This is a genomic window from Pseudomonas sp. Xaverov 83 (assembly GCF_019352905.1).
Taxonomy (GTDB): Bacteria; Pseudomonadota; Gammaproteobacteria; order Pseudomonadales; family Pseudomonadaceae; genus Aquipseudomonas; species Aquipseudomonas yamanorum.
The window spans coordinates 46,124-65,811 of sequence record NZ_JAAAFU010000062.1 but is presented as its reverse complement, the minus strand read 5'-3'; the positions used below and the strand labels follow the sequence as shown (position 1 = coordinate 65,811).

Annotated in this window: 13 protein-coding genes and 4 pseudogenes; 9 read left to right on the top strand and 8 right to left on the bottom strand. The window is 60.9% G+C overall.

Annotation, left to right across the window (positions count from 1 at the left end):
* Positions 1-7 precede the first annotated feature (7 nt).
* The 3 genes from tauD to K0H47_RS19920 all read right to left on the bottom strand — a co-directional run bounded on the left by tauD (position 8) and on the right by K0H47_RS19920 (position 2,865).
* On the bottom strand, positions 8-841 hold the full coding sequence (gene tauD / locus K0H47_RS19930) for a taurine dioxygenase (protein ID WP_063029005.1): 834 nt from the start codon (positions 839-841) through the stop codon (positions 8-10).
* Between the two features lie 2 nt (positions 842-843).
* Positions 844-1,830 (bottom strand): taurine ABC transporter substrate-binding protein, encoded by a 987-nt coding sequence (tauA, locus tag K0H47_RS19925; protein WP_177071604.1) that lies wholly within the window; start codon positions 1,828-1,830, stop codon positions 844-846.
* Between the two features lie 165 nt (positions 1,831-1,995).
* Positions 1,996-2,865 (bottom strand): oxaloacetate decarboxylase, encoded by an 870-nt coding sequence (locus tag K0H47_RS19920; protein ID WP_017475386.1) that lies wholly within the window; start codon positions 2,863-2,865, stop codon positions 1,996-1,998.
* 324 nt (positions 2,866-3,189) lie between these two features.
* Between K0H47_RS19920 and K0H47_RS31475 the strand changes: the two are divergent.
* Together K0H47_RS31475 and K0H47_RS31470 are read left to right on the top strand one after the other, a co-directional pair.
* Positions 3,190-4,269 (top strand): annotated as a pseudogene (locus K0H47_RS31475) (cache domain-containing protein); the annotation flags it as partial.
* A gap of 321 nt (positions 4,270-4,590) precedes the next feature.
* Positions 4,591-5,133 (top strand): annotated as a pseudogene (locus tag K0H47_RS31470) (methyl-accepting chemotaxis protein); the annotation flags it as partial.
* 120 nt (positions 5,134-5,253) lie between these two features.
* Here K0H47_RS31470 and K0H47_RS31465 read toward each other — a convergent pair.
* Positions 5,254-5,727: pseudogene (locus tag K0H47_RS31465) on the bottom strand (methyl-accepting chemotaxis protein); the annotation flags it as partial.
* Between the two features lie 117 nt (positions 5,728-5,844).
* Positions 5,845-6,540 (bottom strand): annotated as a pseudogene (locus K0H47_RS31460) (PAS domain-containing protein); the annotation flags it as partial.
* A gap of 225 nt (positions 6,541-6,765) precedes the next feature.
* Between K0H47_RS31460 and ltnD the strand changes: the two are divergent.
* From ltnD to otnI, 5 genes are all read left to right on the top strand, one after another.
* Positions 6,766-7,764 carry an L-threonate dehydrogenase gene (gene ltnD / locus K0H47_RS19905; protein WP_257626710.1) on the top strand — a complete coding sequence of 333 codons (999 nt, stop codon included), beginning with the start codon at positions 6,766-6,768 and terminating at the stop codon, positions 7,762-7,764.
* 10 nt (positions 7,765-7,774) lie between these two features.
* Entirely contained in the window at positions 7,775-9,067 is a 1,293-nt protein-coding gene (gene otnK, locus K0H47_RS19900; protein ID WP_219273478.1) for a 3-oxo-tetronate kinase, read from the top strand.
* Positions 9,064-9,702: an aldolase gene (locus K0H47_RS19895; RefSeq protein WP_219273477.1), complete on the top strand. Its 639-nt coding sequence runs from the start codon at positions 9,064-9,066 to the stop codon at positions 9,700-9,702. Before otnK ends, K0H47_RS19895 begins: the two co-directional genes overlap by 4 nt.
* A gap of 184 nt (positions 9,703-9,886) precedes the next feature.
* Complete coding sequence (locus K0H47_RS19890; protein WP_201142642.1) at positions 9,887-11,347, top strand: SLC13 family permease; 1,461 nt, start codon at positions 9,887-9,889, stop codon at positions 11,345-11,347.
* A gap of 10 nt (positions 11,348-11,357) precedes the next feature.
* Positions 11,358-12,140 (top strand): 2-oxo-tetronate isomerase, encoded by a 783-nt coding sequence (otnI, locus tag K0H47_RS19885; RefSeq protein WP_219273476.1) that lies wholly within the window; start codon positions 11,358-11,360, stop codon positions 12,138-12,140.
* A gap of 49 nt (positions 12,141-12,189) precedes the next feature.
* On the opposite strand, the gene K0H47_RS19880 is transcribed toward otnI, so the two are convergent.
* Positions 12,190-13,011, bottom strand: a complete 822-nt coding sequence (locus K0H47_RS19880) for a DeoR/GlpR family DNA-binding transcription regulator (protein ID WP_063028990.1) — start codon at positions 13,009-13,011, stop codon at positions 12,190-12,192.
* Between the two features lie 105 nt (positions 13,012-13,116).
* Positions 13,117-14,244 (bottom strand): alpha/beta hydrolase, encoded by a 1,128-nt coding sequence (locus tag K0H47_RS19875; RefSeq protein WP_219273475.1) that lies wholly within the window; start codon positions 14,242-14,244, stop codon positions 13,117-13,119.
* Positions 14,245-14,395: 151 nt separating this feature from the next.
* Between K0H47_RS19875 and K0H47_RS19870 the strand changes: the two genes are divergently transcribed.
* The gene (locus tag K0H47_RS19870; protein WP_063028986.1) at positions 14,396-15,247 is read left to right on the top strand and encodes an EcsC family protein; all 852 of its coding nucleotides are present in this window, start codon (positions 14,396-14,398) and stop codon (positions 15,245-15,247) included.
* A gap of 165 nt (positions 15,248-15,412) precedes the next feature.
* On the top strand, positions 15,413-17,173 hold the full coding sequence (locus tag K0H47_RS19865) for an EAL domain-containing protein (protein ID WP_063028984.1): 1,761 nt from the start codon (positions 15,413-15,415) through the stop codon (positions 17,171-17,173).
* A gap of 44 nt (positions 17,174-17,217) precedes the next feature.
* Here the strand turns inward: K0H47_RS19865 and katG are convergent, their stop codons facing one another.
* Positions 17,218-19,488: a catalase/peroxidase HPI gene (gene katG, locus K0H47_RS19860; protein ID WP_219273474.1), complete on the bottom strand. Its 2,271-nt coding sequence runs from the start codon at positions 19,486-19,488 to the stop codon at positions 17,218-17,220.
* Positions 19,489-19,688 lie beyond the last annotated feature (200 nt).

Sequence of the window (19,688 nt, the reverse complement as noted above, 5' to 3'; positions counted from 1 at the left end):
TCCTCCATCAAAAAGGCACGTCACCCAACATCGTCGCGCGGTGCATCACCCGCCTTTGCGGTCGGTAATCATCAATCGCGTAATGCTGGGTAATGCGGTTATCCCAGAACGCTACATCATTCGCCTTCCATCGCCAACGCACGGTGAATTCCGGGCGGCTCACGTGGCTGAACAATAACCGCAGCAACGCATCACTTTCCGCCGCCTCAAGCTCATTGATCCGCGTGGTAAAACCTTCATTCACAAACAACGCCTTGCGCCCGGTGGCAGGATGCGTCCTGACCACCGGGTGCGACAGCGGCGGGTGATCCTTCCGGGCTTTTTCATAGCGCGCCAATGCTTCGGGCGTGCTGCCGAAGCGCTCGGTGGGAAATGATTTGGTCAATTCGTGGGTAGCGGTCAGGCCGTCTAGCAGTTGCCTGACGGGGGCCGATAACGCTTCAAACGCAGCCACGCCATTGGCCCACAATGTATCCCCGCCGAACGCAGGCACTTGCCTGGCCGCCAACACGGAGCCCATCGCCGGTGCGGCGAGGAAGGTTACATCGGTGTGCCAAATGGCGTTGTCGCGGACATCGGTCACGGCGGTGTCGATCAGCAGTAGTTCCGGGTGCCGGTCAACATGCGGGTAAATCGGATGCCGGTGCAAATCACCAAACCGCGCGGCAAATGCCACGTGCTGCCCGGGGGTAATGGCCTGGTTACGGAAGAACAACACCTGGTGCTGCAGCAGTGCTTGCTCCACCCAGTCGTGTTGTTGATCCGTCAGAGGCAGGGACATATCCAGCCCCTCAACCTCGGCGCCGATGGTAGGGCCAAGGGGATGAAGCGTCAGGCCCATGATTATTCTCCGATGAACTTGTCGCTGACGAAGGCGGAATAGTCAGGCAGGACCTTTTCGATTTTTCCCTGCTCTTTCAGAAATTCGGCGGTCTTGCCGATTTCCCTGGCGGTGCCACCGGCGAGGTATTGCGCGCTTTTTTGTTCGACGGCCGTCGGGAACGATGAGCCTTCGAGCAGCTCGGGAATGTCCGCAGCGTTGGCGCCTGTGAGCCGGGCGATGCTCTTCACGGGGGCAGATTCAGCGGTCCAGTCTTTGTTATGCGCGGCGTAATCGGCAATCGCCGCCAGGCTGACCTTGGCAAAATCGGCAACGACCTTCGGATTCTTTTCAGCGAAATCCTTGCGCGCTACCCACACCTCAAAGGTCGGGGCGCCCCAGTTGGAAACTTCGGCAGCATCCGTGAGGATCTGGCCGGTCTTACGGATTTCACCCAGGGCAGGCGACCAGGTAAACGCCCCGTCGATATCGCCACGGGCCCAGGCGGCGGTGATTTGTGCCGGTGTCAGGTTGACGATGTTGACTTTGCGCGGGTCCAGGTTCCAGTGCTTCAGCGCGCCCAGCAGGCTGTAATGGGAGGTCGACACAAAGGGCACGGCAATGGTTTTGCCGATCAGGTCATCAGGGGTCTTGATCCCGCTGCCGTCGCGAACCACCAGGGCCTCGGAACTGCGAATCTGCGCGCTGACAATGAACGCCACCAGCGGCATGTTTCGCGAAGCCGCCGCAGCCAATGGGCTGGAACCCAGGTTGCCGATCTGCACATCACCGGAAGCCATGGCGGCCAGGACGGCCGGGCCCGCGTCGAATTTGCGCCAATCGATCTTCTGGCCGATACCTTTTTCATATTCACCATCGGCGATGGCGCGTTTGATCGGGTCGATGCCGTTGATGTAGCCGATGGTGAGGTCAGCGGATTGAGCGCTTAGGGAGAGGACAGCGAGGCCCATGGCCGAGAGGAGGTTGCGGGCCAGTTTCAGCGTGTTCATTTTTATAGATTCCTGAGCGGATAAGACTTGAGCAGCGCGGACTCCGGCTCTCCAAGGGTCAACTCAGTTAGATGATATTGTTCTATAAAAAATAAAATAAATAATTTTATGGAATTAGCTTAGAGCTTCTGCAGGAGCGAGCAAGCTCGCTCCTGCTGGGTCATGTCACTCTTGAACATCCATGAACTCTTTGGCCCAGCTCACGTAGGTGTCGGGGAACGTATAGGTGTGGGTCAGTTCGCTGGCGGTCAGGTTCGACGTGCTGCGCGTGAGGTTGCGCTGTTCGCGAAGGCTGTCGTAGGTGGCCTTGATCGAAGCGAAGTAGGCGCCGTGGCCGGCAACCACAATCCGCACACCCAGTTTGGCCAGGCGTTCGTTGTCATTGAGATTCGGGTTGGCGTAGGTCACCAGCATCAACGGGACCGTCAGGCCTTCGGCGATCTGTTCAAGGTGGTCGAAGTCACGGACACCCACCATGCAGATGCCGTCTGCGCCAGCCTCTTGATACGCCTTGGTGCGATGGATGACGTCTTCCACCGGCAGCACGGCGGCGTTGGTCCGCGCGATGATCGAAAGCTGCGGATCGACCCGCGCCTCCAGGGCTGCCTTGACCTTGCCCACGCCCTCTTCCGTGCTGATGAGGTCGGTGGATTTGCGCCCGAACTGCGCGGGCAGCAAGGTATCTTCAATGGTCAGCGCTGAAACGCCCGCACGCTCCAGTTCCTGGACGGTGCGCATCACGTTGAGGGCGTTGCCGTAGCCGTGATCGGCGTCGGCGATCACCGGAAGCTGCGCCACCCGGCCGATGCGGGTGGCCTGCTCGACGAACTCACTCAGGGTAATCAGCGCGAAGTCCGGCGCAGCCAGAACCTGCAGCGACGCCACCGAGCCACCCAGGATGCCGACTTCAAAGCCCAGGTCTGCCGCGATCCTGGCAGACATCGGGTCAAACACCGAGGCGGTGTGAAAGCAGTGTTGGGAGGCCAGCAGCTCGCGAAACGAGCGCCGTAGATCATGGTGGGAAATTTTCGACATGTTCACTCCTCACTGTCGCCGTATACGCGGGAACGACCAGTGCCAATTCAAAAGTAAGGCTAGCGTATCACGCCGTAAAAAGATGGTTGATGACGTTTGAGAAACTTATACATCACGTTTAGCAGCGACGTCTGATGGCGCGGTGTTCGAGGGCTGAGACCACCAGCCCCCACCGTTAAACCGCGCCTTCGGCCTCAAGTGCGTGCCCCCGCAGTCGATACACAGGGGGTACGCATGGCCACACCCGCCGTCAAAACAATACATGCGACGTTCGACCCAACTGTTTTCTCCTTGCCAAAACTATAAATACCCGCAGGTGAAGTCATGAATATCAAGCAGAAGCTGACCTGGGCCTTTGCGGCCATCGCGTGTCTGCCAGTCATCCTGGTGGCCATTCTGGTGGTGCTGAATGTGCGCGAGGGGGCCATGGCCAATTTCCTCGACAGCAGCGGCCGCGAGATCCGTCAGATCGACAACGGCATGAAGCAATTTTTCGACGGCATCAGCCAGAACGTCGAATACGTAGCCAAGGACCCGCGCGTTGTCGCGGCCAAGGACCTCAAGAGTTATGCCGGCGCCGACGCTGCGCAAATCCCGCTGACGGCGACCAACAAAGACCTTCTGGGGATTTTCGATCAGTTCGCCAAAAGCCATCCCAGCACCGCCTACCTGTCGCTGGGACTGAGCGACGGCGGTTACGCCAGTTGGCCTGACGACACCAAACTGAACAACTACGACCCGCGCGTGCGCCCCTGGTACCAGGCGGCCATCGCCGCACCAGGCAAGACCGTGCGTACCGGCGCCTACTATTGGGCGCCAGACGATGTGTCGCTGATCGGCACCGTGCACACCGTCGCCGACGACACGGGCAAGATCCTCGGCGTCGTCGGCCTGGACGTGTCGCTCAAGCAACTCACCGAACTGGTGCGCAACATCAAGCTCGGCGACAGCGGCTACCTGATGCTGGTGGAAGCCAACGGCAATGTGCTGGTAGACCCCAGCGACGCCAAGCACAACTTCAAACCGATGGCCGACTTGGGCCCTGATTATGCCGAGCTGGCCAAGCGCGGCGACGGCGTGACCCAGGTGAACATCGAGGGTGTGACCTACATGGCCAACGTGGTCAGTTCCAAAGACCTGGGCTGGCGTTTTATCGGCCTGATCAAGCGCGACGAAGTGATGGCCGGCGCCACTCGCCTGACTTGGCTGATCGCCGCCATCGCCGCGGCACTGGCCGTGGTGTTCGCGATTGTCGGCGCCAGCTTTGCCAGCGTGATCGTGCGCCCGATTCGCGGGGTGGCCGACGGCCTGCAAGAGATTGCCGAAGGCGAAGGCGACCTCACCCGCCAGCTCAAGGTGCAGGGCAAGGACGAAACCGCCAGCCTGGCGGGCTGGTTCAACCAGTTCCTGAGCATGATCGCCCAACTGGTGCAGCGCATCGGCAGTGCCTCTTCCGACCTGCAAGCCGCCGCCGCCGACACCCGCGACGTCGCCCATAACATGAACCAGGCGGCAGGCCGCCAACGTGAAGCCGTGGAGCTGGTCAGCACCGCCTTCAACGAAATGGTGGCGACCGCCAACGAAGTCGCCCGCTCCTGCAGTGCCGCCGCATCGAGTGCCGACGAAGGCTACCGCGATGTACACGACGGCCAGCAGCATATCGGCGAAGCCACCGGCAGCGTGCTCAAGCTCAGCGAAGACCTGCAGCGCTCCACCCAGACGATGCAGCAACTGGAGCAGGACAGCAAAAACATCAACACCATCCTCGACACCATCCGCTCGATTGCCGAACAGACCAACCTGCTGGCGCTCAATGCCGCCATCGAAGCCGCACGTGCCGGTGACCAGGGCCGTGGGTTCGCCGTGGTCGCTGACGAGGTGCGGGCCCTGGCGCGACGCACCGCCGACTCCACCGGCGAAATCGACAGCCTGCTGGGCAACCTCGCCCGCCGCACCCAGGAAGTCACCCAGCAGATGCAGGGCAGCCTGCTGGTGTCCCACACCAGCGTGGAACGTATCCAGCAGGCCCGCGACAGCTTCGACAAGATCCGTGGCTCCGTCGACTCGATTCGCGATCAGAACACCCAGATCGCCACGGCCGCCGAGGAACAGCACCAGGTGGCCGAAGAGATCAACCGGCACATCGCGCAGATCCATGCCGATGCGCAGTTGGTGGAAGGCTTTGCGCATTCGGCACAGACCGGGTCCGGGCGGTTGACGGATATTTCCGGTCAGCTCAAGGGCCTGGTGGGGCGCTTCAAGTTCTAGGCGTTTCGCTGAGGGCAATGTCTGAACTGCCCACAGCGCCGGCAAAAAAAAGCGCTACTCAATGAGTGGCGCTTTTTCTATTCCCTGTTCGACGTCAAGACCCAGGCGCAGCTTGAGGCTCTATCCCACCCAACTGATGGCGGTCTTTGGAATCACTTCGGACTCATCGAGCTTGGAAGCAAACATGCTTACCGCCTCGACCGCGTCGCTGGTGCCATTGCGAATCTGCAAAATCACCGAACCGGCTTGATCGGCCAACGTAACGCCGCGCTGCGCCCCTTCCTGAGTGGCGTTCATGCTGACGACCGCGTCCCGTGTCTCGGCGAGAATCTTGCTGATCATCTCGGCGATTTCCGCCGTTGAGCGGCTGGTGCGACCCGCCAATTGCCTCACCTCGTCGGCGACGACGGCAAACCCCCGCCCTTGATCCCCGGCGCGGGCGGCCTCGATGGCGGCATTGAGCGCCAGCAGGTTGGTCTGGTCAGCAATCCCGCGAATGGTATTGACGATGGCGGTGATCTGCTCGGAGCGATCGCCCAGTTGTCCCACCAGTCGCGCAGACGCCCCGATGTTTTCGGCAATCCGACGCATCTCGCTGGCGGTCTCTTGAATGACCTGGGTGCCCTGCTCGGCAAACTTCTCGGTCTCGGCAGAAATATGGTAAGCCCGGGAAGCACCGCGGGAGTCGGCCTCGAATTTCTCGACCCGCTCGGTGATGTCACTGGCGAACTTGACGATCTTGGTTAACTTGCCGTCGGCGTCATACACCGGGTTATAGCTTGCCTCCAGCCACACGACGCGGCCGTGCTTGCCCAGGCGTTTAAATTGCCCGCTGAAAAACTCGCCCGCATTCAGGCGACGCCAGAAGTCGGTGTACTCATCGCTGTTCACCAGGCCGGGTTCGCAAAACATCCGGTGATGCTTGCCCTTGAGTTCCGCCAACCCATAACCCATCACATTCAGAAAGTTTTCGTTGGCGACCAGCACATTGCCGCTCAGGTCGAACTCGATCACCGCCATGGCCCGGTCCAGCGCCGCAAGCTTGCTGCGGGTGGCGGCCTCCTGTGCCACTTTGTCGGTGACGACAAGCGCGTACTTGACGACCTTCAACACCTGGCCACGTTCGTCCAGCACCGGGTTATAACTGGCCTCCACCCAGACCGTCTGCCCGTCTTTATTGACCCTCTGAAAGGTACCGGAAACGAATTTGCCGGCCCGAAGCGCGGCCCAGAATTCACCGTACGCTGCGCTGTTCGTCAATGCAGGCAAGCAAAAGTCCCGATGTGACTTTGCACTCAATTCATCCGGGCGATATCCCAACGCCTGCAAGAAGTTATCGTTGGCGCGAAGCACCTTGCCGTTCAAGTCGAACTCGACCACGGCCATCGAGCGCTCAAGCGCAGCCATCAATCCTTTGTACCCTGCAACGTCGGCCGTCCTGGCCGCCAGTTCTGTTTTCAGCGTTTTATTGAACATGACGTACCCCTTCAGAGCAATGGACTCTAAAGGCGCTATCGGCTGTCAGTTACGGAACTAAACACAGCCCCGCCGGCTTTTTATTTGACGTCAATTTAGTGCTCTTTTCCTTGCGCCACGAGGCCTGCGGGACGCTCACACCACCAATGTTAAAATATGTTATTTGAAAAAATAACTTCACATAATCCGATCACTGGTGGATTATCAGCCCAACATGTCTCACCCCCTGACCACAAAACAGGAACCCCCATGAATAATAAGAACGTCGGTGTTATTGGACTTGGCGCGATGGGCCTGGGCATTGCCCGCTCGTTGCTGCGCAATGGTTTCAATGTGCATGCCTGTGATGTGCGTGAAACCGTCACACAACAGTTCGCCAGCGAAGGCGGAGTAGCCTGCAGTTCACCGGCACAGATGGCGGGTGAATGCGATGTGATCATCACCGTGGTGGTGAATGCCGAACAGACCGAGACCGTCCTGTTTGGTGAACACTCGGCGGCCGCCGCATTGCGCCCGGGAAGCCTGGTGATTGGCTGTGCCACGGTGGCGCCGACCTATGCCGTGGAGCTGGGCAAGCGCCTGGCAGACGCCGGGTTGCTGTACCTGGACGCGCCGATCTCCGGCGGTGCCGCCAAGGCCGCGGCCGGCGAAATGACCATGATGACTTCCGGCCCGGCCGGAGCCTATGCCAAGGCGGATGCGGTGCTCGCGGGTATGGCCGGCAAGGTTTATCGACTGGGCGACGTGCATGGCCTGGGCTCCAAGGTCAAGATCATCAACCAGTTGCTGGCGGGCGTGCACATTGCCGCCTCCGCCGAAGCGATGGCGCTGGGGCTGCGCGAAGGGGTCGACGCCGATGCCTTGTACGAGGTGATCACCCACAGCGCCGGCAATTCCTGGATGTTCGAGAACCGCGTACCGCACATTCTCAAGGCCGATTACACGCCGTTGTCCGCCGTGGATATTTTCGTCAAGGACCTGGGCCTGGTGCTGGATACCGCACGGGCCAGCAAGTTTCCGCTGCCGCTGTCGGCCACCGCGCACCAGATGTTCATGCAGGCCTCCAGCGCCGGTTTCGGGCGTGAGGACGATTCGGCGGTGATCAAGATTTTCCCGGGCATCGAACTGCCGACCGCCAAACCTGACTCCGTATAAGGACCGCGCCATGAACCGACCTGCCGCACGCCCATTGCTGGGCTGCATCGCCGACGATTTCACCGGTGCCACCGACCTCGCCAATATGCTGGTGCGCGGCGGAATGCGTACGGTGCAGAGCATTGGCATTCCGAGCGACGAAGTCGCGGCGGGGCTGGACGCAGACGCAATCGTCATTGCCCTGAAATCCCGCACCCTGCCGGTTACCGACGCCATCGCCGACTCCCTGGCCGCCCTGGAATGGCTGCGCGCACAGGGTTGCGAGCAGATTTTCTTCAAGTACTGCTCCACGTTCGACTCGACGTCCGCCGGCAATATCGGCCAGGTCAGCGAAGCGCTGCTCAAGGCGCTGGGCAGTGACTTCACCCTCGCCTGCCCGGCGTTTCCGGAAAATGGCCGAACGATCTTCCGTGGCCATTTGTTCGTGCAGGACCAGTTACTCAACGAGTCGGGCATGCAGCACCATCCGCTGACCCCCATGACCGATGCCAACCTGGTCCGTGTGCTGCAATCGCAAACCTCCTGCAAGGTTGGGCTGCTGCGCTACGACAGCATCGCCCAGGGCGTTGCGCAGGTTCGCGAGAAAATCGCCGAACTGCGCGCCCAAGGTGTGGGCATGGCGGTTGCCGATGCGCTGTCCGACCAGGACCTTTATACCCTCGGCGCTGCCTGCGCCGACTTGCCGCTGTTGACGGGTGGCTCGGGCCTGGCCCTGGGGCTTCCAGAAAACTTCCGCCGTGCCGGCAAGCTGCGCGACTTCGACCCGGCCTCACTGCCAACGGTGGAAGGCGGCGAAGTGGTGTTGGCCGGTAGTGCGTCGATCGCCACCAACGGCCAGGTTGCCGCCTGGATCGAGGCCGGGCGGCCAGCGCTGCGCATCGACCCACTGGCCCTGGCGGCCGGTGAACCGGTGGTGGCAAACGCCGTGGCTTTTGCACGCAACCAGCCACACACCGTGTTGATCTACGCCACCAGTACTCCGGACGACGTCAAGGCGGTCCAGCAGCAACTGGGGGTCGAGCATGCGGGCGAGCTGGTGGAGAACGCCTTGGGCGCCATCGCCCAGGCCCTTCGCGAGAGCGGTGTGCGGCGCTTCGTTGTCGCCGGTGGTGAAACCTCCGGTGCGGTGGTCAAGGCTCTCGGCGTACAGCTGTTGCAGATTGGCGCGCAGATCGACCCCGGGGTGCCGGCCACCGTGAGCAACACCGCCGAACCGCTGGCGCTGGCCCTCAAGTCCGGCAACTTCGGCGGCCGGGACTTTTTCGACAAGGCCCTGAAGCAATTGGCCGGAGGTGCGCAATGAGTCGCGAAAACGCACTGCGCGAGGAGATTTGCACGGTTGGGCACAGCCTTTATCAGCGCGGGTTTACCGTGGGCAGCGCCGGCAACATCAGCGCCCGGCTCGATGATGGCTGGCTGATCACCCCCACCGACGCCTGCCTTGGGCGCCTGGACCCTGCGGCCATTGCCAAGGTCGATCTGGCGGGCAAATGGGTGTCGGGCGACAAGCCTTCGAAGACCCTGGCCCTGCATCGCCAGGTCTACGATCGCAACCCTGGCGTGGGTGGCGTGGTGCATACCCATTCCACGCACCTGGTGGCCCTGACCCTGGCCGGAGTGTGGAGCCAGGACGACATTCTGCCGCCGCTGACGCCGTATCAGGTGATGAAAGTGGGTCATATCCCATTGATCAACTATCAACGCCCTGGCGCACCCAATGTCGCCGAGCAGGTGGCGCAACTGGTCAACCGCGTACGCGGTGTGATGCTCGAACGCCTGGGGCCGGTGGTCTGGGAAAGCTCCGTGTCCAAGGCCAGTTATGCCCTGGAAGAACTCGAAGAAACCGCACGGCTTTGGCTGATGAGCAACCCGCGACCGGCGCCACTGGACCAGGCCGCACTGGACGAACTGCGGGAGACGTTCGGCGCCCAGTGGTAGGTCACCGGTTTTACCCGCAACCCCCTTGATGCACGCCTTCGCGACCCGAGGCAGCCACGCTGTCGCGAGCACGTGCCTGAACAATAAAAACAACAGGACATTCCAGCATGATCAAGCCCTACTGCAGTGTTGACCCTTACAGTGGCACTCACCTTCCGCACGTTCAATGCGCAGGGTGGATGCTATGAGCCCGCTTATTCTGATGGCAACCGCCGGCCTTGGGATCGCACTCCTGCTGTTCCTGGTGCTCAAGTACAAATTCCAGCCGTTTGTGGCGCTGATGCTGGTGAGCATCCTGGTGGCGTTGGTCGCCGGGGTGAAACCGGCCGACCTGGTCGCCACCATCGAAGGCGGGATGGGCAAGACCCTCGGCCACATCGCAATCATCATTGCCCTGGGCGCCATGATCGGTCGCATCATCGAGTTGTCCGGCGGCGCCGAGGCGCTGGCGAAAACCCTGATCGAACGCTTCGGTAACCGACGCACGCCGCTGGCGTTGACGGTGGCCGGCTTCATCATCGGTGTGCCGGTGTTCTTCGAAGTGGGGGTGATCATCCTGATGCCGCTGGCCTATGGCGTTGCCCGCCGTGCGCGCAAACCGCTGCTGATGTTTGCCTTGCCGATGTGCGCGGCGCTGCTCACGGTGCACGCCTTCCTGCCTCCGCATCCCGGTGCCGTGGCGGCCGCCAGCCAACTGGGCGCCGACCTGGGCCGGGTACTGATGTTCGGGCTGCCGCTCACGGCCTTCCTGTGCTACGTCGGCTACCGCGTGGCCGGACGCATGACCCGGCGTTTTTACCCGATGTCTGATGATATCCGTGCAGAGGTCTACGGCCCCCACGTGACCAACGATGACCTGCGCGCCTGGCATAACGGCAACGCCCAGAACGTCGAACAGAGGGCTGGTGCCGTCGCGCACATGGGCCTCGAAGAGTCCACCAGCAGTCTCGTTGCCAAGCTGCCGCCCGCTCCGGCGCCGGGTTTCGGGCTGATCGTCAGCCTGATCCTGTTACCCATCATCCTGATTCTGCTGGGCACCCTGGCGACGTCGCTGCTGCCCATCGAGTCGACGTTACGGGCGATCATGACCGTCCTCGGTGCTCCGTTGGTGGCACTGCTGCTCGATACCTTGCTGTGTGCCTGGCTGCTGGGCTCCCGTCGCGGCTGGAGCCGTACCCAGGTGTCCGATGTGATCGGCTCGGCATTGCCCGGCGTGGCCATGGTGATCCTGATCGCCGGTGCCGGCGGCGTGTTCGGCAAGGTGCTGGTGGACACCGGGATCGGAGCGGTGGTCTCCGACTTGTTGCGCACCACCGGGCTGCCAGTACTGGCGCTGGGCTTTTTGCTGACCATGCTGTTGCGCGCGGTACAGGGTTCGACCACCGTGGCACTGGTGACCACAGCGGGTATCATCAGCCCGTTGATTGCCACGCTCAACCTGACGCCCAACCATATGGCCCTGCTGTGCCTGGCCATGGGCGGTGGCGGGCTGGCGATGTCGCACATCAACGATGCCGGTTACTGGATTTTCACTAAACTGGCCGGGCTCAACGTGGCCGACGGCCTGCGTACCTGGACGGTGATCACCACCCTGCTGGGTACCCTGGGTTTCCTTGTCACCCTGTTGATCTGGCCTTTTGTCTGAAGGAGTTCCCATGCCTCGCTTTGCTGCCAACCTGAGCATGCTCTATCCCGAACACCCGTTTCTGGAGCGCTTCGCCGCGGCCGCCGCCGACGGATTCGAGGCGGTGGAGTATCTGTTTCCCTATGAGTACAGCCCGCAGGAACTGCGACAACGCCTGAACGACAACGGCCTGGTGCAAGCCCTGTTCAACGCGCCGCCGGGTGATTGGGCGGCGGGCGAGCGCGGCATCGCGACCTTGCCGGGTCGCGAGGGCGAGTTTCGCACCGGCTTCGACCGGGCGCTGGAGTACGCCGCCGTGCTGGGCAATACCCGCATCCATGTGATGGCCGGCTTGCTGCCGTCGGAAAGCGACCGCGCGCGGCACCATGGCGTGTACCTGGAAAACCTCGCCTACGCTGCCGGCCAAGCGGCGCAGGCCGGCGTTACCGTGCTGCTGGAACCGATCAACACCCGAGACATGCCAGGGTTTTTCCTCAACCGCCAGGATCAGGTACAGGCCATCTGCAAGGAGGTCGGCGCCCGCAACCTGAAGGTCCAGTTCGACTGCTATCACTGCCAGATCGTCGAGGGCGACCTGGCCGTCAAGCTGCGCCGGGACATGGGCGGCATTGGCCATATCCAGATTGCCGGCGTGCCTGATCGGCATGAACCGGACCTCGGGGAGCTGAATTACCCTTACCTGTTCGAGCTGATCGATGAACTGGGGTATGACGGCTGGATAGGCTGCGAATACCGACCGCGGGGTGACACCTCGGCCGGCCTGCAATGGTTGCGGGACTGGAAGGCACGCTAAACAACGCTACCGCCCCCGCTCGCCGCTCGCAGCAGACCGAAAAGACCCGTCAGGCGGGCGTGAGGTCGGACGGCAACATCAGTTCGACCCCTTGCTTGCGTATGCCGTCCGCTGCGGCGGGCGCCAGCGCGGCATCACTGATGACGATATCGAACTGCTCCAGTCCGGCGATCTTGTACATGCTGAAGGTGCCGTACTTGGAACTGCTGGCCACCAGCACCACTTGCGACGCCGACTGCATGGCAACCTGCTTGACCTCCACCTTCAACGCCGAAGGCGTGGTTATCCCGCGTCGCAGGTCCCAGGAACTGGTAGAGATAAAGGCGATGTCGGTGACCACCTGGCGCAGGGTGGCCACCGCAAGCCCGCCCACACACGAATGGTTGGAGTGATCCAACTGCCCGCCCGTGTGAATCACCGTCACTTGCGGGGCGTCCATCAGTGCCTGCACCACGCCGAAGTCGTTGGTCACCACCGTCATGCCGGCGAGTGCCTTGATGTAAGGCACGATCTCCAGCGTGCTGGTGCCTGCGTCCAGGTAGACCGTCATGTCCGCACGCAGCAAGCGCGCGGCAAGCTTGGCCATGGCCTGCTTCTGCGGCAACTCCACCACGGCCTTGAGCTGATGGCTCGGCTCGCTGTGAAGCTGGCTGGCAATGCGCACCCCACCGGTGACCGAATACGCCCGGCCTTCCTGCTCCAGCAATGCAATGTCGCGCCGCACGGTCATGTGGGAGCAGTCGAACATCTCCATCAACTGATGAACACTCAGCACTTGATGCTTGCGCAATTGACGCAGTATCAGCTCACGGCGCTGATCAGGAATCATCGGTGCGCCGCTCTCGGCGGTGATGTCCTTCTGGCTTGGCATTCAAGGCTCCAACGGGTACGGCGGGTGGGTTCGGGTGAACCCCATAGTAGCGAATCCACCGGGGCCCGCGCGAGCCTGGCAAAAAAATGCAGCCGGCACACACACCTACTTCAACCGCCCGGCCTCACCCAGCCAAGCAGGTGCGTCTATGTGCAGCCAGTCAGTGGCCGCAGGATTGTGTTTGACCCGGCTGTCCAGAAACGCCACGCCAATGGCCTGGATCGCCGCGACTTGCTTGGGATCCGGCGCCGGTTCGCCCGCCATCGGGCTACCGCCGCCAGGTTTGGCGCCGTGCTTGTGCCCTCGACCTTTGGGCGCATCGCCGGACGAATCATTGCCTTTATCGGCTTTTTTCGCCGGCCGGCTGAATAACTCACTGCCCGCCAACGTTTTGTGCGTCGCACTGTTCAGGTCCAAGCGGACACTCCCGGCTACCCTCACCGACTCACCCAATACTTCCCGCTGGCGATAGGAACTGACCCAGTTGAATGGGTCTTCATCCTGTTGACCGGTCATCGACAGCACGGGCGCCGATATCCGGGCATACCTGTCTGGCCGAGCATCGGCGTCCACATAAGGGCTGAGCAGCAGCACTGCCTTGGGCTGAACCGCAACGCCCGACGCACCGCCAGGCTCCAGCGCCCCGGCGAGCGCCTCGGCGGTCTGCGCGCCAAAATCAAAGCCGGCCACCACCACCTGGTTCCAATCGATGGCTGCCAGTTGCGTATCGCCCTTGGCGGCCCGTGCCCGAACCTCAGTCAGGACTTTCTGCAAGGTGGACAGCCTGTCGCGCAGTGCGACGTCGGAATAATGACTGCTCGCCATCCCGCGAAAATCGCCATATTGCGCCTGCTGCGAGGCGAAGATCGACTGGTCATGGGCGTGCTCCTGAACCGACAGCACCGCATAACCGGCCTGCGCCCAAGCCTTGCGCCACGCCACGCCGCCCGAGGCCGACTCTCCCAACCCCGGCAAGTAGATAATCAGCGGCACACGCTCCTGGGTCACCGGGGCCAACCACGCCACATTCACCGATTGCTGATCGACTTGCCAGGTCGCGTCCCAGCCGGCCGTTTCGTAGTGGGACGGTTGATAAGCGGTACTCAGTTCCTTATCGACCCGCTCGCTGAAAGCGGCTCGCGGGTTTGGCGGATCGCCCGCACACCCTGCGATCAATCCCAGGCTGCCCACCAGGGCGCCCACCGCCAGCCAGTACCGCGGTTGAAGGCTCATTCGATGCATACCGTCATTCAGTTCAAGATGAATGGCAGCGTAACCGACCCGCTGGCGAACGCAGCACACGCACAGGTAAAGAATGGGTAAAGCGTGACGGCACGATGGCCTTTCTTGCGGGTCTTTGTTTTATGAGAACCGGAAAAACTTCATGGAGACGCCTGTGAGCATCAGAGACAACCCCGAGGACTACCAGGATCTCAAGCGGGCCGTCGGCTTGCTCGAGTCACCCTCCCTGACTGCCAGGCTGTCCGGCATGATCGGCTCCCCCATTGAAAGTGCGGTGAAGGCTTTGCCGGGGGTGGTTTCAAAAAGGATCAATGGCGCCGTGGCGGCGGCGCTGCACTCCTCCGCCGGCGCGGCGCTGAAGAGCCTGGAGAACAGCCCGAAAAAACCAGCCTCGACCCGGCTGCACAAGGCCTTCGCAGCGACCTCGGGCGCTATCGGCGGAGCCTTCGGTTTTGCGGCGCTGTTTGTCGAACTGCCGATCTCCACCACCATCATGATGCGCGCGGTCGCCGATGTGGCGCGCAGCGAAGGTTTTGACCTGGGGGACTTTGCGACCAAGCAGGCGTGTATTGAGGTGTTTGCCATGGGCGGCAACAGCCAGGTCGACGATGCAACGGAGACGGGTTATTACATGACCCGCAGCTTCACCACCCAGGCCATGCAGCAACTGTCGAAAGAACTGGCGGGAATCGCCGCCAAGCAGGGTTCCAAGGCCATCAGCACCTTGTCCCCGGGGCAAGCCGGCAAATGGCTGGCGATCCTGATCGACAAGGTCGCGACCCAATTTGGCTTTACCATTTCCAGCAAGTTCGCGGCGCAGGCCGTTCCCGTGATGGGCGCCTTTACCGGGGCGACCATCAATACGCTGTTCACCCATTTCTATCAGGACATGGCGCGGGGGCACTTCATCGTCAAACGGCTTGAAGATAAATATGGGTTTGAGGCGGTCAAGGATGAGTACATGGCCATCAAGGCAGCCCCCCTGGTGCACTAGACGCGGGGGAAATGCCTGGCACCACGATGCCCCGGGAGCAGGTTTTCCGGGAGAAGCCGCCCGGATGCATACGTTTGAGCTATCTGTTGAATAGAAAAAACAACATCATAATGATGGCACTGTCTGATACTTTGTTGTACGAACACAGCCACTCCGAGGATTGTCATGGGCGAAGGCGCTCCTATTCCGCCGAATGAAGTTGAACGGCTAAAAGAGGTCGCGAAATTTTGTCCACCCGACAGCGACCACGATGATGTCTTTGAAAAAATCGTCGAGATGGCGTCTGCCTACTTCAACGCCCCTATCGCACTGATTTCAATTGTCGATAAACACCGGCAATGGTTCAAAGCACGCGTGGGGCTTACAGAAACGCAGACACCACGAGAAGTCTCTTTTTGCGCCTACTCCACGCTGGACAATTCCCTGTTGGAGGTGTTGGACGCCACGCTGGATGCCCGTTTCAAACACAACCCCCTGGTAACAGGGCCACCGCATATTCGTTATTACGCGGGCGCGCCGTTGATTACGGAGGATGGTTTTACACTGGGAAGTCTCTGCATCATTGACACCGTCTCCCGCCCTCCCATGAACGAGCGTGACAGTGCCATGCTCAACGGCTTCGCGGAACTTGTGATGATGCGCATACAGGGCATGCGGTCTCGCAACTTTATAGACCAACCCACGGGGCTGTTTAATCGACTCAGGCTTGAGGAAGATATCCGTCAAGCGGTGAAGCTTAAAACCCGGTGCCAGGTGTATGCCGTTGACATTATCTCGCCAAAGTTCCTCAACGATATCGTAAAGGCCCTGGGGTATAGCTTTGCCGGAGACTTGGTCCTGGCGATCAAATCTCGCCTGCAAACACTCTTACCCGCGCGGTGCCTGCTTTACAAAATAAGCCCGACCCGGTTTGGCTTCCTCCTTGAGGAGGAACAAACCACCGAGCACATCTGCACAAGTATTCTGACGGACTTCAAAAAGCCGGTTGAATGCCACGGCATCCCCATACTCATGCAAGTGGGAATTGGCGTCCTGCCCATTCGTGGCGCAGGGCAGCAAGACTGGCTGCGCCTGCTGGTCAGCGCGGCAGATGAGGCGCGTGACCGCAAGCTGGGATGGTCTCTTTATGAACCTCAGTTTGATGCCGCTCAACAACGCGCGTTCATGTTGTTGAGTTCGTTGCCGGAGGCGGTCAGCTCCGACCAACAGTTCAGCCTGGTGTATCAGCCCAAAATCAAACTGCCCTCGGGAAAGTGTGATTCGGTAGAGGCTTTGTTGCGATGGACCCATCCGTTGCTTGGCCCCATCAGCCCTGCTGAATTCATCCCCTTGGCTGAAAAAACTGCCCTGATACCCTCCGTGGGACTATGGGTGCTCAACGCAATCATCCGGCAAACGCTTGTCTGGAAAGCGCAAGGTGTGCGCCTGCGGATAGCGATGAATATCACTGTCAGCGATCTCGAAAGTTCCGAGTTCGTAGACGCGATGATTCATGAAATTCAAACGCACGGCCTGGACCCGGCCAGCTTTGAACTTGAGTTTACCGAAAGCATGCTGATGACCAATCCTGAAGAAGTCATTCGGCAGTTGGAACGGGTTCGTAAGTTTGGCGTAGAGGTTGCCGTTGATGATTTCGGCACTGGCTACAGTAACTGGGCGTATTTGAAAGAGCTTCCGGCCACTACCGTCAAGCTTGATCAATCACTGATCAGCGGACTGGGCACCAATCAAAATGACAAGCAACTGGTTAAAACCCTGATAGGCCTGGCGAAGGGGCTCGGCTACCGCGTCGTTGCCGAAGGCGTAGAAAATGAAGAGATCCTGGATCTTTTAATACAGTGGGGGTGTTCCGAGGCGCAGGGCTATCTGATAGCAAAGCCTATGAGCGCAGCGGATCTGGAAGCCTGGATAAACCAAGGCCGCTAGCGAACAGGCCCACAGCGTGGGCCTGTACAAGTATGGCGCTGGTGTCAGGCCAGTTCGAAGCGATCCAGATTCATCACCTTGGTCCAGGCCGACACGAAGTCTTCGACGAACTTCTCCTCGGCGTCGGCACTGCCATAGACTTCGGACAGCGCCCTCAACTGGGCATGCGAACCGAACACCAGGTCGACCCGGGTGCCAGTCCACTTGACGGCACCGGTCTTGCGGTCATGCGCCTCAAAGGTATCGTGGGTGCCGGTGACTGGCTTCCATTCAACGCCCATGTCCAGCAGGTTCCTGAAGAAGTCATTGCTCAGGGTTCCAGGGCGCTCGGTGAACACCCCGTGCTTGCTTTCCCCGACATTGATACCCAAGACCCGCAGTCCGCCCAACAGCACCGTCATTTCGGGTGCGGTCAATGTCAGCAGTTGTGCCTTGTCGACCAGCAACTCTTCCGCCGACACCTTGTAGTGCCCCTTCTGGTAGTTGCGAAAGCCATCGGCGACCGGTTCAAGGAAGCCGAACGACTCGACATCCGTCTGCTCCTGGGAAGCATCCGTGCGCCCTGCCGTGAAAGGCACCGTGGTCTGGCGGCCGGCATTTTTTGCCGCCAACTCAACTCCCACGCTGCCCGCCAGCACGATCAGGTCTGCCAGGGATATCCTTTTGCCTCCCGCCTGCGCGGCGTTGAAGTCGCCCTGAATAGCCTCGAGATGCTTCAATACGCCTGACAGTTGCTCAGGCTGGTTGACCGCCCAATCCTTCTGTGGAGCCAGACGCAGGCGCCCGCCATTCGCTCCCCCGCGTTTATCGGAGCCGCGGAAGGTGGACGCTGCGGCCCATGCCGTCGAAACCAGCTGCGAGGCCGTCAGCCCCGCGGCGAGAATCTTTTGCTTGAGCGCCGCCACATCCTGCTCATCCACCAGTGGATGATCGACGGCAGGAATCGGGTCCTGCCACAGCAACTCTTCCGCGGGGGTTTCCGGGCCGAGATAACGCGCAAGCGGTCCCATGTCACGGTGGGTAAGCTTGAACCAGGCGCGGGCAAACGCGTCGGCCAGTTGGTCGGGGTTGGCCAGGAAACGTCGGGAAATCTGTTCGTACGCCGGATCGAAACGCAGCGCCAGGTCCGAGGTCAGCATGCTCGGCGCATGCCGCTTGCCAGCGTCATGGGCATCCGGAACCTTGCCGGCGCCGGCACCGTTCTTCGGTGTCCACTGATGCGCTCCCGCCGGGCTTCTGGTCAGCTCCCATTCAAAGCCAAAGAGGTTTTCGAGGTACTCATTGCTCCATTTCGTCGGCGTCGAGGTCCAGGTCACTTCCAGCCCGCTGGTGATGGTGTCACCGCCCTTGCCGCTGCCGAAGCTGTTTTTCCAGCCCAGCCCCTGCTCTTCCAGGCCAGCCGCTTCCGGTTCCGGGCCGACGTTATCCGCCGGGCCTGCGCCGTGGGTCTTGCCGAAGGCGTGACCGCCGGCAATCAGTGCAACGGTCTCTTCATCATTCATCGCCATGCGGCCGAAGGTTTCACGGATATCCTTCGCCGAGGCAACCGGGTCCGGAACCCCTTCCGGCCCTTCCGGGTTCACGTAGATCAGGCCCATCTGTACAGCGGCGAGAGGGTTTTCCAGATTGCGCTCGCCGCTCCCGGTGCGGCTTTCTTCGTTGCCATGGTTCTGCGGCTCGGCCACCAACGTACCATCGCCCGGCTGCTGCATTTTCTTTTGCACGCCGTAACGCTCTTCTCCCCCCAGCCAAGTGGTCTCGGCCCCCCAGTAAACGTCTTCGTCCGGTTCCCAGACATCCGGGCGACCGCCAGAGAACCCGAAGGTCTTGAAGCCCATGGACTCCAGCGCAACGTTACCGGTGAGGACGATCAGATCGGCCCAGGAAATCTGGCGGCCGTACTTTTGCTTGACCGGCCAGATCAGGCGACGGGCTTTATCCAGGCTGACGTTGTCAGGCCAGCTGTTGAGCGGTGCAAAGCGCTGCTGACCGGTACCGGCACCGCCACGACCGTCAGCGGTACGGTAAGTCCCGGCGCTGTGCCAGGCCATGCGAATAAACAGTGGGCCGTAATGGCCAAAGTCCGCGGGCCACCAGTCCTGGGATTGCGTCATGACATCGCGCAAATCCTGCTTGACCGCTTCAAAGTCAAGACTCTTGAACGCCTTGGCGTAATCGAACCCCTGACCCATGGGGTCGCTGAGGGAGGAATGCTGATGCAGGATCTTCAGATTCAGTTGCTGGGGCCACCAGTCTCGGTTCGTGGTGCCGCCACCCGCAGCGTGGTTGAAAGGGCATTTCGATTCAGTTGACATGCTTGATACACCTTTTCGTCATGTTCATCCGTACCATCCTGTCCGCTGGAGCACGCTGGACATTGATGGTGAAACTCAAAAGTGCAGGCCTCTCAATAATGATCGGGCGGCTCTGCAAGTGGCGCTGATCAGCTTGCCGCCAGGCGCTTGAACGAAATGCTGGCACTGACGTCTGCAAAGATTAGCCTCGTTCGCAGAAA